At 66.2% G+C, this 16,566-nt stretch carries 13 protein-coding genes; 5 read left to right on the forward strand and 8 right to left on the reverse strand.

Annotated elements, in window-relative coordinates; translation table 11 throughout:
• The coding region (locus tag Y704_RS20385; RefSeq protein WP_051476907.1) for a bifunctional 3'-5' exonuclease/DNA polymerase at positions 1–1,636 on the forward strand (1,636 nt) is incomplete at its 5' end.
• A gap of 14 nt (positions 1,637–1,650) precedes the next feature.
• Here the strand turns inward: Y704_RS20385 and Y704_RS0110130 are convergent.
• From Y704_RS0110130 to Y704_RS0110140, 3 genes are read right to left on the reverse strand one after another with little or no spacing between them, the layout of a single operon-like run.
• Positions 1,651–2,283 carry an NUDIX hydrolase gene (locus tag Y704_RS0110130; protein WP_253904287.1) on the reverse strand — a complete coding sequence of 211 codons (633 nt, stop codon included), beginning with the start codon at positions 2,281–2,283 and terminating at the stop codon, positions 1,651–1,653.
• Between the two features lie 44 nt (positions 2,284–2,327).
• On the reverse strand, positions 2,328–3,122 hold the full coding sequence (gene nth / locus Y704_RS0110135) for an endonuclease III (protein WP_026550037.1): 795 nt from the start codon (positions 3,120–3,122) through the stop codon (positions 2,328–2,330).
• Positions 3,123–3,146: 24 nt separating this feature from the next.
• Positions 3,147–4,658 (reverse strand): hypothetical protein, encoded by a 1,512-nt coding sequence (locus Y704_RS0110140; RefSeq protein ID WP_026550038.1) that lies wholly within the window; start codon positions 4,656–4,658, stop codon positions 3,147–3,149.
• Positions 4,659–4,957: 299 nt separating this feature from the next.
• Here Y704_RS0110140 and acs point away from each other — a divergent pair, with 299 nt between their 5' ends.
• The 3 genes from acs to Y704_RS0110155 all read left to right on the forward strand — a co-directional run bounded on the left by acs (position 4,958) and on the right by Y704_RS0110155 (position 9,265).
• Positions 4,958–6,922, forward strand: a complete 1,965-nt coding sequence (acs, locus tag Y704_RS0110145) for an acetate--CoA ligase (protein ID WP_026550039.1) — start codon at positions 4,958–4,960, stop codon at positions 6,920–6,922.
• A gap of 66 nt (positions 6,923–6,988) precedes the next feature.
• Positions 6,989–7,435 (forward strand): type II 3-dehydroquinate dehydratase, encoded by a 447-nt coding sequence (gene aroQ / locus Y704_RS0110150; protein WP_026550040.1) that lies wholly within the window; start codon positions 6,989–6,991, stop codon positions 7,433–7,435.
• A gap of 78 nt (positions 7,436–7,513) precedes the next feature.
• A complete protein-coding gene (locus Y704_RS0110155; RefSeq protein WP_051476911.1) occupies positions 7,514–9,265 on the forward strand; it encodes a dipeptide ABC transporter ATP-binding protein in 1,752 nt (583 codons plus the stop codon).
• A 54-nt stretch (positions 9,266–9,319) separates the two neighbouring features.
• On the opposite strand, the gene Y704_RS0110160 is transcribed toward Y704_RS0110155, so the two are convergent.
• The 5 genes from Y704_RS0110160 to Y704_RS0110185 all read right to left on the reverse strand — a co-directional run bounded on the left by Y704_RS0110160 (position 9,320) and on the right by Y704_RS0110185 (position 15,478).
• The gene (locus Y704_RS0110160) at positions 9,320–9,817 is read right to left on the reverse strand and encodes a DUF6194 family protein (RefSeq protein WP_026550042.1); all 498 of its coding nucleotides are present in this window, start codon (positions 9,815–9,817) and stop codon (positions 9,320–9,322) included.
• A 552-nt stretch (positions 9,818–10,369) separates the two neighbouring features.
• Positions 10,370–11,311 carry an ABC transporter permease gene (locus Y704_RS0110170; protein WP_026550044.1) on the reverse strand — a complete coding sequence of 314 codons (942 nt, stop codon included), beginning with the start codon at positions 11,309–11,311 and terminating at the stop codon, positions 10,370–10,372.
• Positions 11,308–12,312, reverse strand: a complete 1,005-nt coding sequence (locus tag Y704_RS0110175) for an ABC transporter permease (RefSeq protein ID WP_026550045.1) — start codon at positions 12,310–12,312, stop codon at positions 11,308–11,310. The genes Y704_RS0110170 and Y704_RS0110175 overlap by 4 nt, the downstream gene beginning before the upstream one ends.
• Before the next feature lie 91 nt (positions 12,313–12,403).
• Positions 12,404–14,095 carry an ABC transporter substrate-binding protein gene (locus Y704_RS0110180; RefSeq protein ID WP_035772309.1) on the reverse strand — a complete coding sequence of 564 codons (1,692 nt, stop codon included), beginning with the start codon at positions 14,093–14,095 and terminating at the stop codon, positions 12,404–12,406.
• Positions 14,096–14,293: 198 nt separating this feature from the next.
• Positions 14,294–15,478, reverse strand: coding sequence for a MarP family serine protease (locus Y704_RS0110185; protein WP_035772310.1), 1,185 nt, complete (start codon positions 15,476–15,478; stop codon positions 14,294–14,296).
• A gap of 272 nt (positions 15,479–15,750) precedes the next feature.
• Between Y704_RS0110185 and Y704_RS0110190 the strand changes: the two genes are divergently transcribed.
• A complete protein-coding gene (locus Y704_RS0110190; RefSeq protein WP_026550048.1) occupies positions 15,751–16,428 on the forward strand; it encodes a Crp/Fnr family transcriptional regulator in 678 nt (225 codons plus the stop codon).
• Positions 16,429–16,566 lie beyond the last annotated feature (138 nt).

Here is a 16,566-nt window from a genome sequence, read left to right on the forward strand (position 1 = left end):
CCAGCCGATCGACGCGGCCGGCTCGCCCACCGGCCCCGCAGTCAACGCTACGGCGCTGGAACTGACCAGCGTTTTCGCCGGGTTCGAGGCCGACCATCCGCGCTGGGTCTGGGACTCGACCCGTACCTGGTACCCCCTGCTGCTCGCTGACGGAGTGCCGCTCGAGCGGTGCCACGACCTCGCCCTGGTGCGAGCCGTCCTCACCCACTCGGGATACTGCGTCGATTCGCCCTACCTCCTGGGATTGCGCCGTTCCGCCGGGAACGGGGACGAGCCGGCACTTCCCCGCCAGGTGCCCGCCCTCCGGGCAGCACCGAACCAGACAAGCCTGTTCGAGGAACCGGTAAGCGCCCGGGGACCAGGACTCGACGAGGTCATCGGCGAATTCCAGCGGCAGCAGCAGGCGGTGGCGACATCCAGTCAGCCACGCCGTCTCTCGCTGCTGCTGGCCGCGGAATCGGCCGGCGCGCTGCTGGCCGCCGAGATGGAGTCCGCAGGGCTTCCCTGGCGACGGGAAATCCATGAACACCTGCTCGAAACCCACCTCGGGCCCCGCCCTCCGGAAGGCCGGCGCCCAGTCCGCCTCGAACAGCGTGCAGCAGAGCTCCGCGTCGCCCTTGCAAGTCCAACGCTCAATCCCGATTCCCCGCAGGACCTCATGCGGGCGCTGCACCGTGCAGGCATCGAGGTTTCCACCACGAGGTCCTGGGAACTCGAACGCCAGCAACACCCGGCCATCGGGCCGTTGCTGGCCTATAAGAAGATGTCGCGGTTACTCACCGCCAACGGCTGGTCCTGGCTCGACGCCTGGGTGCAGAACGGCCGGTTCCGGCCCGAATACGTGGTGGGCGGTTCGGTGTCGGGGCGGTGGGCGTCCCGCGGTGGAGGAGCCCTGCAGATCCCGAAGCAGGTGCGCGATGCCGTCCGGCCCGATCCCGGCCATCTCTTCGTCATCGCCGACGCAGCCCAGCTGGAGCCGCGCGTACTGGCGGCGCTCGGCCAGGACTCGGCGCTTGCGGCAGCGGCACGCGGCCGTGATCTGTATCAGGGCATTGCGGAACAGGGCTTCGGCGGGGACCGCGCACAGGCGAAACTCGCCATGCTGGGGGCCATGTACGGAGCGACCAGCGGCGAGTCGGGACGCCTCATGCCGCAGTTGACACGTGCCTTTCCGCAGGCCATCGCCGTCGTCGAAGCCGCCGCCCGTACGGGTGAAACCGGCGGGGCGGTGATGAGCTACCTCGGACGTGGGTGCCCTCCCGCATCGGAGCGGTGGCGTGAAGCACAGCTGAGCACGACGGCGGAGGAGCAGCGCCGCGCGGACAGCGCCGCCCGGGCCAGGGGCCGCTTCACGAGGAACTTCGTGGTGCAGTCCACCGCCGCGGAGTGGGCGCTGTGCTGGCTTGCCGAGATCCGGAGGAGGCTGAGGACCGAGTCCGGTCCGGCATCCGGGAGTGAGCTCGTGTTCTTCCTCCACGACGAAGTGATGCTGCACGTTCCCCGGGAGGGAACAGGAGAGATCAGCCGGCTGGTCGAGGAGGCCGCCGCCGCCGCAACCAGCCTGATGTTCGGCAGCATCCCCATCGACTTCGCCGTCAACACCGTCGTTGTTGCCTCCTACGCCGACGCCAAGTGACTTACAGCGTGGTCCTACAGGGGCTTGGGAATCTCCCGTTCAGCGTCCCACGGCTGGGACCACTGCAGGCCGTCGAAGAGGGAGTCCAGCAGTAGCGCGGTGAATCCCCACACCGTCGCGTTCGGGAGGACGAACGCCGGGCTCCGGAAGGTCTGCTCCTTCCTCTGCACCACAACTGTCCGCCGGTTCGATGGATCAAGGAGCTCTCCCACCGGCGCCCGAAAAACCTGGGTGGATTCGGCTTCCGAGACCACCGTGACCGGTGTCTGCCGCACCCACCAGGCAAGAACCGGTGTCACGAGGAAGTTGCTCACTGGCAGCCCGACCTCGGGAAGCACCCCCAGAACCTCAACGCCCAGCGGATCAAGGCCGGTTTCTTCCTCCGCCTCCCGAAGCGCAGCAGCCTGCTCGTCGACATCGCCCCCGTCAATGACGCCGCCCGGGAAGGAGACCTGCCCCGGGTGGTTGGTGAGCGACCCCGAGCGCTCCATGAGCAGCACGTCCAGATCGGCGGGTTGGAGCGCGGAAGGGTTCGCATGGGGACCTGGCCGGAGCGCCCCGAACAGCATGAGCACTGCGGCCCGGCGGCCGTTTCCGAGCCCCATGGTACTCAGGTGCCGGCCCGCCGTCGTTCCGGGAGCGGCGATGCTCCGGCCCGACACGGCATAGGCGCTCAACGACTCGTAGGCGTTCACGCTCCCAGCGCGTGCCCGGCCCGGAGGAGTTCTGCCCGCGTCTCCCCGTTTCGCATGCGCTCCAGGAGTTCCTCCCTGCCCGGCGCCAGCTCGTACTTCAGCAGCTTCGCGGCCTTGGCGGGATCCACTTCCCCCTCCCCGTACGAAGGACACAACGCCGCCACGGGGCAGGCGCCGCAGGCAGGTTTCTTCGCGTGGCAGACCCGCCGGCCGTGGAAGACCACATGGTGCGAGAGCCGAGTCCAGTCCTTCGTCTCGAACAGGGCTCCGACCTCCGCCTCCACCTTGATCGGATCATCGGCGGCAGTCCACCCGAAGCGGCGGGACAGCCTCCCGAAATGCGTGTCGACGGTAATTCCCGGTATCCCGAACGCATTGCCGAGCACCACGTTCGCCGTTTTCCTCCCGACTCCTGGTAGCGTCACCAGGTCTTCGAGCCTGCCCGGCACGTCGCCGTCGTACTCGTCCACGAGCCGGTTGGACAGCGCCAGAAGACTGTTGGCCTTCGCCCGGAAGAATCCGGTGGGGCGGATGATGTCCTGGAGTTCCTCCACCTCGGCCTCCGCGAGGCTCCGCGGATCGGGGAAGCGGGCGAAGAGCGCGGGGGTGGTCAGGTTAACCCGGACGTCCGTCGTCTGGGCGGACAGGACCGTTGCCACCAGCAATTCGAAAGCGTTCCGGAAGTCGAGTTCGGCAACCGCATAGGGGTACGTCTCGCCGAGGATCCGATTGATCTTCCGCGCCCTGCGCTTGAGCGCGACGGGAGACTCGCGTCCGTCCCCTGTCTTCACCGGGTCCTCCCCTGCTGCCGCACGCTAGTCCTTCGGAGCACGTTCGATATTGCTGAGATCGCGCAGGATTCCGACGTGTCCGGTGCGTTTGTCCTGCACCAGGAACTCGTTCCCGCGGTCCTCGATGCCGACTTCCCAGTCCCCCGGTTCGAGCGTGAAGACCGCCCGGCCGGTCTGCTCATCCACGACGACCCTCGGGGTGCCGACAGCGAACCAGAAGGCCTCCACCACGTCCTCCTCCGGGTCGCGGGTGGCCGAGATGGGGTCCTGCCGGACGGGTCCGCTGTTCGTGACCACCGTGTGTGCCCGCGTCTCGGCGAGGGGCGTCCTTGCCTCGGTCGCTGCTGCGTCGTGCGGAGGATCAACCCAGGAAACATGCTGCTCTGCGCCTCGGGGTTCGGCGGAGACAGATTCCGCAGGGGCGGTGCCTGACGCGGCGGTGTCCGCCACCTGCGTAGTCGGTGCGGGAGCGTCCGGCGTCGAGGACCCTGCCCCAGCGCCCCTAGCCGGCAGGTCGTCCGCGCCGGTAGCGCCGGATGCAGCGGTAGCGCCGGCAGCGGATGCGCCGGCTGCTGGGGCCGCAGTAGCACCGGTTGCGGATGCGCCGGTAGCGCCGGATGCAGCGGTAGCGCCGGCAGCGGATGCGCCGGCTGCTGGGGCCGCAGTAGCACCGGCGGCGGATGCGCCGACGACCGGGGCCGCGCTCCGCACGACGTCCCGCTCCTCCGGAAGCGACGACGCCTCCTGCCGGGATGCCTTCGGGCCTGCACCCGCCCGGATCTTCCCGACGAGCCCGGCAACCTTCTCCCCATACTGCTTCGCCGGATTCGCTCTGTCCGAGTGGACTTTGTCCGGCTGCGACGCCACGGCGGGGCGGGGCTCGCTCCACTGCTCAACCTTCTCGGCTGGAACCGGTTTCAGCGCCTTGGGCGGTTTTGGTGCCTTCGGCCGCGCCGCGAGAACCGGGCGGGCAACGAGGTGCGCCTCGGAGACGGGACGCTCCTTGAAGTCCTTGTTCAAAGGAGGCAGGTGGGGAGCGAGGGCCGTGGCCACCAGCATGCCCAGCGCGCCGATGAGTGACACCAGTGCCCCGACCGAGAAAAACATTACGGTCTCGAGGAAGAAGAAGACCGAGGCGAGCACGGCACTTACCGCGGCGAACTGGTCAACGGACAGCGATCCCACCCGCAGCGTGGCGGTTCCGAGCCTCCTCGCCGCCACGAGTGCGGCCGCGGCTACGGGGAGCAGGATTCCTATCCCCACATAGAACAGCGGAGAGATTGTCCAGAAGTTCTGGTAGGACATCGTGTCGCGGAAAAAGGGAAGGAGCGTTCCGAGAAAGACAAGTGCGACGGCGCCCCCGAAGACCGCCTCCCGCAGGGTGAAGGGGCCGGCCACGGCATTCGAAGGTCCGTACGGCCCTGTCGGCCGGTGCTCCTTCAGGAGGCGTTGTTCATCGGTCGATCGGGTCTGTGCCGGATCTGTCGACGAACCGCCCGCCCTCCCGGCGTTCTGCTCGGCCTGCTGTTTGGTCATGGTGAATCTCCTGTTCGTCGCGGCGCCCGGGGGTCCTCGGAAAACATCGGTGCAGCACCGGTGTTCCTTACCTGTTTCCACCCTAGCCACCCTCGGTGTCCCCACCAACCCCTGCAGCGTGGCCGCGCCGCCGAACCATTCACCGCAGAATCCCACCCTTCTACCTAGGTACTGTGACCCCGAACACAGATTGTCCCCCGCACGCGATAATGTCGACGAAAGCACGTTGCCGCGGCACCCGGCATGGCTGGATGCCGCGGCCACAGAAAGCTATCGAATCGGCCACAGAGGGGTACACCATGTCTGACAGCGCGCAGAAGCAGGGCGATGCGTTCGAGAACCTGCTGCACGAGGAACGCCGCTTCCCGCCGACGGACGAGTTCGCGGCGAATGCGGTAGCACAGCCCTCCCTGTACGAGGAGGCGAGCAGCCAGGGATCAGAGTTCTGGGCCGCCCAGGCGCGGAACCTGCTGACCTGGGACACCGATTTCACGCAGACCCTCGACTGGTCGGACGCTCCCTTCGCGAAGTGGTTTGTCGGCGGCAAGGTCAATGCCGCGTACAACGCCCTCGACCGGCATGTTGCTGCCGGGCTCGGCGACCGCGTGGCCATCCACTTCGAGGGTGAGCCCGGCGACACCCGGACCATCACCTATGCCGAACTGACCGAAGAGGTGAAGAAAGCCTCCAATGCCTTCGAGAGCCTCGGCGTGGCGAAGGGCGACCGCGTGGCCGTCTACCTGCCGATGATCCCGGAAGCGGTCATCACCATGCTGGCGTGTGCGCGCATCGGAGCGGTCCACTCCGTGGTCTTCGGGGGCTTCTCCGCCGAAGCGCTCCGCAGCAGGATCGACGACGCCGAGGCAAAACTCGTCGTCACCTCCGACGGCACGTACCGGCGCGGGAAGCCCAGTGCGCTCAAACCCGCTGTCGACGGCGCCCTTGGGCGGGAAGGCCACACCGTTTCCAGCGTCGTGGTGGTCAAGCGCAACGGTGAACCCGTGGAGTGGACCGAGGGGCGCGATCTCTGGTGGCACGACGTCGTCGACTCCGCGTCGCCCGAGCACACCGCCGAGGCGCATGACTCCGAGCACCCGCTGTTCATCCTCTACACCTCCGGCACCACGGGAAAGCCCAAGGGGATCCTGCACACCACGGGTGGATATCTCACCCAGACGGCCTTCACGCACAAGAACACCTTCGACCTCCGCCCGGAGACCGATGTGTTCTGGTGCACCGCCGACATCGGCTGGGTCACCGGCCACAGCTACGTGACGTACGCTCCCCTGATCAACGGCGCCACGCAGCTCATGTACGAGGGTACGCCTGACACCCCGCACCAGGGACGCTGGTGGGAACTGGTCGAGAAGTACAAAGTGTCCATCCTGTACACCGCGCCCACGGCGATCCGGACCTTCATGAAGTGGGGCCGCGACATCCCCCAAAAGTTCGACCTGTCCTCCATCCGGGTGCTCGGCTCGGTCGGTGAGCCGATCAACCCCGAAGCGTGGATGTGGTACCGCGAGGTGATCGGTGGGAGCAAGGCTCCCATCGTGGACACCTGGTGGCAGACCGAAACCGGTGCCCACATGATCGCGCCCATGCCCGGCGTCACCGCCACCAAGCCCGGGTCCGCGCAGGTTGCGGTGCCCGGCATCTCGATCGATGTGGTCGACGAGCTCGGTGAGTCGGTTCCGAACGGCTCAGGCGGCTACCTGGTGATCCGTGAGCCGTGGCCGGCCATGCTGCGCGGAATCTGGGGCGATCCCGAGCGCTTCAAGGAGACCTACTGGTCCCGTTTCGACAACATGTACTTCGCCGGCGACGGCGCGAAGAAGGACGAGGACGGTGACATCTGGCTCCTCGGCCGGGTCGATGACGTCATGAACATCTCGGGCCACCGGCTCTCGACGACCGAGATCGAGTCGGCGCTCGTCAGCCACCCCTCGGTCGCGGAAGCGGCGGTGGTCGGCGCGGCCGATGAGACCACCGGCGAGGCCGTGGTGGCCTTCGTGATCCTCCGCGGATCAGCCAAGGACGACGACGACATCGTCACCACGCTGCGTAACCACGTGGGCAAGGAAATCGGGCCGATCGCGAAGCCGCGGAACATCCTCGTGGTTCCGGAGCTGCCGAAGACCCGCAGCGGGAAGATCATGCGCCGGCTCCTCAAGGACGTCGCCGAGGGCCGTGAGGCAGGCGACTCCTCCACGCTCGCCGATAACACCGTGATGCAGCAGATAGCAGCGTCGCTGCGGAAATAGGGCGTCGCTGCCCCAGCACAGGCCCGGCCTGTGCTGGCCTGGCCTGTGCTGGGGCATAGTTAAGCCATGACTGCGGCCACCACCATCCTGCTCATCAACGGACCCAACCTGAATCTCCTGGGTCGGCGGGAGCCGCACATCTACGGGCACGACACGCTCGACGACGTCGAACAGCTCGCGCGGGCCACTGCGCAGGCGCGTGGCTGGTCCCTGGAGAGCATGCAGTCGAACCACGAAGGCGTCATCGTGGATGCCATTCACGCTGCGGCGGGAACCACTGCCGCCGTCGTCATCAACGCCGGGGCATTCACCCACACCTCGGTGGCGATTCGCGACGCGTTGGCCGCCGTCGCGCTCCCGGTGGTGGAGGTCCACATCAGCAACGTGCACCGGCGGGAGGAGTTCCGCCACCACTCCTACATCTCGGGAGTTGCCGATGCCGTGATTGCCGGCGCAGGCGTGGACGGCTACCGCCTGGCAGTGGATCACCTCACCTCGCGGCTCGGAAAGTAAACCCGGACCTCCGCGGAAAGCGGTTCACCGATGCCGGTTCCGGCTCCGAAACCGGCATCCGTAGGGCACGATGGTTCCATGAGCGATTTCCCTCCCGCGCCCGAAGCAATCGATGCACCCGATGTGTCCGACGCACCGCTCCTCGAGGTCCGGAATCTGGCAGTGAGCTTCCGCACCACGCATGGCGAGGTCCGGGCGGTCGAGAACGCAAGCTTCACCCTGAAAAAGGGCAGCACCATCGCCATCGTGGGTGAGTCCGGGTCGGGAAAGTCGACAACGGCGATGGCCTGCATCGGGCTGCTGCCTGACAACGGCAGGGTCACCTCCGGAAACATCTTCTTCGAGGGCAAGGACCTGGTGGGCCTCGCGGAATCAAAGCTGCGCGGTATCCGCGGGCGGGCCATCGGGCTGGTTCCCCAGGATCCGATGTCGAACCTGAATCCGGTAACCAAGATCGGCACGCAGGTGGCGGAAACGCTGCTGGTTCACGGCATGGCCACCAGGAAGAACGTCAAGCAGCGTGTCATCGAGGTCCTCACGGCGGCCGGGCTTCCCGACGCCGGCGAACGCGCCAAGCAGTACCCCCATGAGTTCTCCGGAGGAATGCGGCAACGCGCCCTCATCGCCATCGGGCTGGCCTGCCAGCCACGCCTGCTGATCGCCGACGAGCCCACCAGCGCGCTCGATGTTACCGTCCAGCGCACTATCCTGGACCAGATCGCGAGCATGACGGAGCTGCTGGGCACCTCCGTGCTGCTGATCACCCACGACCTCGGGCTGGCGGCCGAACGCGCGTCGGACCTCGTGGTGATGCACCGCGGCCACGTCGTCGAAACCGGCCCTGCCGACCAGCTCCTCCACGATCCCCAGCACCCCTACACGCAGTCCCTGGTGCGGGCGGCCCCCAGCGTTGCGGCCGTCCGCCTCCGCCCCGGCGCCTACAACGACGACGCCCTGAAACGGACCAGGCTCGCCGCCGTCGCCTACTCCGAACATGAGACTGCGGGCGGTACAGCTCCCGCCGCGCCGCCCGAGAATATCGTGGAGATCCGCGACCTCACTAAGGTCTACAAGCGCCGGGGCAGCTCCGACGACTTCTACGCCACCAAGAACGTGACCCTCGATGTTCCCCGCGGGCAGACCGTCGCGATCGTCGGTGAATCCGGATCGGGAAAAACCACCACCGCGCGCATGCTCCTTAAACTGATCGAACCGACGTCGGGGACCATGACTTTCGACGGCATGGACGTGGCCAGCCTGGACAAGGCCCAGCTCAATGACTTCCGCCAGCGGGTGCAGCCCATCTTCCAGGACCCCTACTCCTCGCTGAACCCCATGTTCACCATCGAGCGCATCGTCGAAGAGCCGCTCAACGCGTACAAGCGCGGAAGCAAGAAGGACCGCGCCGCACGCGTCCGTGAGCTGATGGATCAGGTCTCACTCCCCCAGAACGCCCTCCGGCGTTACCCCTCCGAGCTGTCGGGCGGGCAGCGCCAGCGGGTGGCGATCGCCCGCGCACTCGCGCTCAAGCCCGAACTGCTGGTCTGCGACGAACCGGTCTCGGCGCTCGACGTCCTGGTCCAGGCGCAGATCCTGAAGCTCCTCGGCGACCTGCAGTCGGAGCTCGGCCTCAGCTACCTTTTCATCTCGCACGACCTCGCGGTAGTGCGGCTGATCTCCGACTACGTCTGCGTCATGAAGGACGGCGAACTGGTCGAGGCGGCAAGCTCCGAGGAAGTCTTCCTGAACCCGCGCCACCCCTACACGCGCCGCCTCCTGGCCTCCATCCCCGGCAACGAGCTCAACATCGAGGGCGAACGCGCCTCCTGATCCGGTCTGGGCCGGGTCCGGGTGAGGCCCGAGAGGAGGACGGCCGGGTGCCGCTCATTGCGGTTTTCCTGGCTCGTTGGTGTCGTTGGAACGTGCCTGCGCTCGACGGTCGACGCGTCGCCGCTCGTCCTCGTGAGCGTCGCGCAGGAGCGCCAGCACGGCCGCCGCCGTCCGGTCACCGGGGTTCACGACGGCGATCCAGCCGAGTGAGCCATACACGGGGTGTGGGATGATCATGTCGGCCTCGCTGAAGTCGCCGGGGGCAAAGTTCCGCAGGCTCATGCCGGTGAGGTCGGTGAACCTCGCGGACCCGACGTGGATGTTCAGTCGCCACCGGCCGTTCGGTCCGAGATTCGAGAACGTGTCGTCGGTATAATCCTTCGTGATGATCGTCGCGTAGGGCTGGGTGTTCTGCGGGATGAGTCCATCCGGCGAGTAGTAGAAGAAGTGGTCGCCCCACGCGATTTCAGGGAACTCACTCCCTTCATCCGGAGCAAGCTCCAGAACACCATCGAATGCTCTGACTGTGTCGAGAACCTGTTGCATCGTCATGGATCAAGTGTGGTCCTTCTCAGAACTCCGGCCATCGGATTCGATTGAACTCGTTCCGCAGCCGCCGACCCCGGGCAGGGCTGAGGGACTCGACCCAGGAGAAGCGTCCCAGCAGGTGTGCCCGGAATTCACCATGCACCGGTCCGCGCACCCCGTTCTGCGACGCCAGCCCCTCCACCACACAGTTGTGCAGTATCGCCCTGAGCTCGCCGAACGCGGGCCGCGGAACCTTGGGCACCGCGTTCACACGGAGTGGCCCTCCGAGGTCACAGTCCGCTCCACTCCCCGCACGAAAGCGTCGGTACGTCGCGCGAACGCCGGGGGCCACTGAAGCTCGGATCATCCACATAGAGCGTGTACCACGGCATCCGAAGCCTCCGACCACCCTGCGAGCAGCGAGTCCAGCCGCCGGGCCGAGAAATTGGCGGGGCACCGTCGGCGACGGTGCCCCTGTGGCAGGTGCGCGGCGGCAAGGGCACGCCGCGACGCAAAACGCAGTGTGCGCGCCGTCCGGCCGCGCACTGGATCGCCGGCAACCCGGGCGGCGCCGTCCTACTTCCGCCGGGTCTTGGGATCCAGCGCCTCGCGTAGTGACTCTCCCAGGAGGGTGAAACCGAGGGCGGTGATGACGATGCACGCGCCCGGAAGGAAGGCCAGCTGTGGAGCCACGGCCAGTTCTGCCTGGGCATAGGTGAGCATCCGGCCCCACTCGGCGGTCTGGGGAAGCCCGCCGCCCAACCCCAGGAAGGAGAGCGCCGCGGCGTCGATGACCGCGGTGGCGAGCGTCAGGGTGGCCTGGACGATCAGCGGACCCATACTGTTCGGCAGCAGGTGGCTCATGGTGATGGTGGACCGGCTGAGTCCGAGGGTCCGGGCAGCCAGGATGTAGTCGGCACCACGCTGCGACAGCATCGAGGAGCGGAGCAGCCGGGCGAAAATCGGAATCTGGGCCACTGCGATGGCGATCATGATGGCGTACGGGCTCTGGCCGAGGACCGCTGCGATGCTCACTGCGAGCAGCAGGCTCGGAATGGAGAGCAGAATGTCAACGAAGCGCATGATGACGGTGTCCACCCACCCTCCGAGGCCGCCGGACAAGATTCCGAGCAGCATGCCGCCCGCGAGCCCGAGCGTGGTCGAGACGACGCCGATCAGCAGGGATGCCTGCGCCCCCCAGATCAGTTTGCTGAGGACGTCCCCGCCGAACCGGTCGAGTCCCAGCGGAAAGCCGTCGATCTCGCCCGGTCCCGGGATGGAGGTCGGGGTGATCGAGGTGCGTCCGGGAAGGTCGTTACCGCCGTAGGGCGCGAGGATCGGCGCGAGGGCCGCCACAAGGAGGAACAGGCCGATGATGATGGCGCCCACGATGGCCTGGGGGTTGCGCCGCAGTCGAAGGAACGCGTCCTTCCAAAGGCCGGTACCACCGCCCGTGTCGAGGGCTGGATCTGTTGGGGCTGCTGAACCGCCGGCGGCGGGGGGCAAGACTGTACTCACTGCACACGCACCCTCGGGTCGATAACGCTGTAGGAAAGGTCCACAATCAGGTTGATGAGCGCATAGAGGATCGCGATGAAGATGATGAATCCCTGCAGGACGGGATAGTCCAGGCCGAAGATCGCGTCCCGAAGGAAACGCCCGATGCCGTTGAAGGCGAAGACCGTCTCAGTGAGGATGGCGCCCGAGATGAGCAGCCCGAGCTGCAATCCGATGGTGGTGACCACCGGCAGCATCGCATTGCGGAGCACGAAGCGCCCCCTGATGGTGCGCTCGAGCAGGCCCTTCGCCCTTGCCGTCCGGACGTAGTCGGCGTTCTGCACCTCAAGAACGGACGCACGTGTGATCCGCACGATAATTGCCAGTGGGATGGTCCCCAGGGCGAGCCCCGGCAAGATGAGGTGGAGAAAAGCATCCCAGGCAGCATCCCACTCGCCGGTCAGCAGGCCGTCCAGCACATAGAAGTCGGTGACGTGGGTCGCATCGATGCGCGGGTCCTGTCGTCCGTCGGGGGGCAGGATCGGCCATTGGATAGCGAAAAGGTATTTGAGGATGAAGGCGAGGAAAAACACCGGAACCGTGATACCGATGAGGCTGAGGACCACGGAGCTGTGATCGACGAAGCGGCCGTAGTACCGGGCCGCGAGGTACCCGAGCGGGATACCCACACCGATGGCGAAGATCAGCGCAACGACCGTGAGCTCAATGGTCGCCGGGAAGCGGGTCGCGAACTCCTCGAGCACTGGGCGCCCGGTGTTGGTCGACACTCCGAAATCACCCTGGAGCAGCTTGCCAATGTAGGTGAAATACTGCGTCAGGAGCGGCCGGTCGAACCCATAGAGCTCGTTCACCCGGGCGACCGCCTCGGGGGTTGCCTTCTCCCCCAGCAGTGCTGTGGCAGGACCGCCGGGAAGGCTGCGCACCCACAGGAAGAGGAGGATCGACAACCCGAACAACGTAGGGATGAGCAGGGCAATTCGCTTGCCAATGACGCGTAACACAGTGTCCTCTCGGGGATGTACCAGAACGTGCTCTCCAACACAGTGGAGCCGGACCTATAGTACGGGTCCGGCTCCACTGGACATGCTGGTGCTACTTGCTGAGCTCGATGTTGGTGAAGACCTCATCGTTGACCGGGCTGGCCGGGTAGGAGGTGACGCGCTCGTTGAACGCCAGCGAAGGAGCCGGGTGCGCCAGCGGGATGGCCGGGATGAACTCGGCGATCTGCTGGTTGATCTCCTCGTACGCCTTCGTCTGCTCGTCGCGGTCGCTCATGCCACGTGCTTCGTCCAGCGCGGCGAACAGCTCGGGGTTGTTGAAGCCGAATTCAGGCTTCTCCTGGCCGAAGAACACGCCGATGAAGTTATCGGTGTCGTTGTAGTCGCCGGTCCAGCCGAGCAGGTGCAGCCCGTGGTCCTCGGTGCCTTGAATCTGGTCGAGATAGTCCGGGGACCAGGCCGCAGGAGTTGGCGTAACCGTGATCCCGACATCGGCGAGCTGCGCCTGGAGGTTGGTGAAAACCTGTTCCGGGGTGGGCATATACGGACGCGAGATGTTCGTCGGGTAGTTGAACTGGATCTCGAACCCGTCCGGGTAACCGGCCTCGGCAAGGAGCTCCTTGGCCTTCTCCGGATCGAAGTCGTACGTGCTGACGTCTTCGTTGTAGCCGTCGACGACGTCGGGGATGAACTGGGTCGCGACCTTGGTGCCTTCGGGAAGGGTCTGGTTGACCAGCGCTTCCTTATCGATGGCGTGGGCGATGGCTTCGCGCACCTGGGGGTTCGCCAGCTGCTCGATTTTGTGGTTGAAGCCCAGGTACAGGATGGTGAACGGGTCGCGGGCGACGACGTTGTAGCCGGCATCCTTCAGCGACTGGGTGTCGGCCGGTGCGACGAGGTCGTACCCGTCGATCGTCCCGGCCTCGAGGGCCTGGCGGCGGGCCTGCGGATCGTCGATGATCCGGAAGATCGTCTCGGTGATTTGGCCCTTCTCTCCCCAGTAGTCCTCGAAGATTGAAAGATCAAGCTGCTGTCCGACGTCCCAGGATTCGAACTTGAACGGGCCGGTCCCGACGGGGTGGCCCTTTGCGTACTCGCTCTGTTCCGGGGACTCAGCGGAGCCGCCGATCTCGTCGGCTTTGTACTGCTCAAGGGCCGTGGGGCTCTGCATGGCGAAGGCCGGCAGGGACAGTGCAGGGATGAACCCGGCGAACGGCTTGGCGAGCTTGACGGTGGCTTCGTTGTCTCCGTTGACCTCGCAGGATTCGTAAATCGCCTCCTCCGGCTTGTCGGCGAAGCCGCGGAACAGGTCGTTGTAGTAGGGGGAAACGCTCGGGGCCTGCTGGAGGCCCGTCCAGTTGTACCACCGGTCGAAGTTGAAGCAGACGGCGTCGGCGTTGAAATCGGTGCCGTCGTGGAACTTCACGCCTTCCTTCAGCGTGAAGGTCGTCGACAGTCCGTCCTCGGAGATCTCCCACGAGTCCGCGAGCAGGGGCTCGGGGTCCGGGGTGCCTTCCTTGACGCCCACGAGGCCCTCGAAGATCTGGCGGCTGACCCGGAAGGACTCGCCGTCGCTGGCGAAAGCCGGGTCAAGTGATTTGGGGTCGGCTGATGCCGCGAAGACGAAGGTCGAATCGACTGCCCCTTCGCCTTCCGCACCGGTGTTCTCTTCGCGCTCGCTTTGGACGCAGCCGGTGAGGAGAAGTGCGCCGATTGAAATTCCTGCTGTGAGCGCTGCCCGTTTCTTGACGAGGCGAGGGCGCACAGGGGTGCCGCTATTAGACATATGTTGCTCCTGGTGAACGAGTGATTCTGGCCGGATATCCGGTATCCGCCCCATAAGGGCGGCTAACGCTCTGTCCGTGGAATGAGCCTAACTTCTTGCCCGGGCCGTTTCAGTCTTTTCGGCCGACCAATGGTCACGATTTGGTGTCGCAGGCAACAACCAGGCGAATTCGCGTGTTGACCCTGCAGCCGCCTGCCACTACCTGCGGGTGCACTGCCCCGCGGAGGCGCTGTCGTTCAAAGCCGCGGCGTTCTCGGCGATGGGACGCAATTCCTCCAGTGACAATGCATAGCCCACCGGGGCATTCGCTGTGGACTTTGCGAAAACCACTCCTGCGACGCGTCCCTGCAGGTCGAGGAGAGGGCCGCCGGAGTTGCCCTGCTGCACATTCGCGGCGAGGCTGTACACCTGCAGCGGCGAAGGATCCGAGCCGTAGATGTTCTGGACGAGCACCGGGGACAGGCTTTGGATGCTGGCGGGCTGGATGCTGTACGGGCCGCCCGCAGGGTACCCCGCGAAGGCCGCCGTCGTTCCATTCGCCAGTTCCTCGCCCAAAGCCAGCGGTGTGCGGTCCAATCCGTCCACGGCGATGACGGCGATGTCGAGTTTCGGGTCGAACAGGACGATGCGACCAGGCAGCGCCCCGGCCCCCGGAACCTCGACCACAGGCTCGTCGACACCCGCGACGACGTGCGCGTTGGTGATGACCCTGCCGGGCGCCACCACGAAACCGGACCCTGTCTGGTTCTGGCCGCACTGGAACGCGGTCCCGGCGATGCGGACCACCGACGCGGAAGCCGCTGCGAGCTCCGGAGTGTCCACCGATTCATCAGGGACCGGAGCCGTCGCAACGGGGCCCACGCTGTCGAGGATGGTGGGAATGCCGTCATCCACAGCGATGGTGCGCAACTCCGCCATCCATGTCCGCACCGGCGCCGGGGTCGCAGAGTCGATGGTCCGGATGACCTGTGATGATGCGAGGTGCTGGGACAGGAACGGGACGCCAAGTGTTCCGGCACTGAACGCGAGCATCGACAGCACCAGCGCCGCGACCGCGGTGTTCGCTACTCCTCCCAGCAGCCGGTCCACAACGCGCAGCGGCGGGAAGTTGAGCCAGCGCCGGATGGCCCCGCCGAACGCTGCCCCGATGGTCTGGCCCAGGATCACCAGGACAAGGGCGGTGATGATGATCCCCGGGAGGCGCCACGCTTCGTCGGGAATCCACGCGCTGACAAGCGGTATCGCGAAGAACGCGGCCACGGCCCCTGCGACGAAGCCGGCGATGCCGCCCAGCGTCACGGCAAAACCGTTGCGCAGACCGGTGACGAGATACACCAGCAGCACGATCACCAGAACGATGTCCAAGACGGTGAAATCCGGCACGTAGTCTCTCCCCTAGCAAGAATTGATCAGGAAGCGGCAATACCTCCGTCAGTCAGGGCTAGATTCTAGCGGTCGGTGGTGGGAGGATCCTGAGCGTCCGGCCGCCCTTCTGCTGTACGCCCCCCGACACGGTTGAAAGTGTCCCTCCGACCGCCACACCGGAGCTCCCGCCGACGCGATACGTGTATCGGCTGTCACATCCGGCCGGTGTACGGCAAGATGGGACGGTAGAAGGCCGCGGGGATTCCGCACCACCACGTCAAGGAGATTCAATGGACATCGAGGTACTGCGCCGGGCGCCGCTCTTCGCAACTCTGGGAGACGACGTTTTCGCCGCACTCACCGATGAGCTGGCCGAGGTGGACCTCTCCCGCGGATCTTCGGTATTCCGCGAGGGCGATCAGGGGGACCAGCTCTACTTCATCGTCTCGGGCAAGATCAAGCTCGGCCGGACGGCGCAGGACGGCCGCGAGAACCTCCTGGCCATCCTCGGCCCGGGTGAGCTCTTCGGCGAAATGGCGCTGTTCGATCCGAGCCCCCGCACGGCTACGGCCACCGCCGTCTCGGAGACCCGCCTCGCCGCCCTTAAGAACGAAAACCTCCGCACCCTCCTCGAGACCCGTCCCGAGGTCTCGGCCCAGCTCCTCCAGGCCCTCGCCCGACGGCTGCGGCGCACCAACGAATCCCTCTCCGACCTCGTCTTTTCGGATGTTCCGGGCCGCGTCGCAAAGGCGCTGCTCGACCTCGCTGACCGTTTCGGACGCCCCGCGACCGACGGCATCCTCGTGGCACATGAGCTCACGCAGGAAGAACTGGCGCAGCTCGTGGGCGCTTCACGCGAAACCGTGAACAAGGCCCTCGCCGAGTTCGTGCAGCGCGGCTGGCTCCGGCTCGAGGCACGCGCCGTCGTCATTCTCGATATCCAGCGGCTTCGCCAGCGCAGCCGCTGATACGCGCCGCACCTGCACTTCTCGGCAGGAAGTTGCGCAGCAACGGCGGGTGCACGACGCCGACACCCACCACACGTGCACAACTTCCGGCGGCCAACTCACGCACCTGCACTACTCGGCAGGAAGTTGCGCAGCAAC

It is taken from the genome of Arthrobacter sp. Br18 (genome assembly GCF_000520555.1).
In the GTDB taxonomy this organism is placed as follows: domain Bacteria; phylum Actinomycetota; class Actinomycetes; order Actinomycetales; family Micrococcaceae; genus Arthrobacter_D.